1 protein-coding gene is annotated in these 259 nt (G+C 71.8%); it reads left to right on the top strand.

The window, feature by feature from the left end; genetic code table 11:
• On the top strand, positions 1-259 hold a 259-nt coding region (locus SB753_RS38775), incomplete at both ends, for an AAA family ATPase (protein WP_410805376.1).

Here is a 259-nt window from a genome sequence, read left to right as displayed (position 1 = left end):
CAGCGGCTTTACCGTTTTCTCCGGCGAAACCGGCGCCGGCAAGTCGATCCTGATCGACGCGCTGGCGCTCGCGCTGGGTGCGCGCGCCGACGCGAACGTCGTGCGGACCGGCGAGACCCGCGCCGACATCACCGCCGAATTCGACACGCACGCGCAAGTGGACCAGTGGCTCGACGAGCAGGCGTTGAGCGCGGCCGCGGCGGACGGCCAGCACGGCGGCACTGTGATGCTGCGCCGCGTGGTGGATGCGAACGGCCGC

It is taken from the genome of Paraburkholderia sp. SIMBA_053 (assembly GCF_046534895.1).
Lineage (GTDB): Bacteria > Pseudomonadota > Gammaproteobacteria > Burkholderiales > Burkholderiaceae > Paraburkholderia > Paraburkholderia caledonica.
The sequence above is the reverse complement of the archived record's forward strand: the minus strand, read 5'-3'. Positions and strand labels throughout refer to the sequence as shown.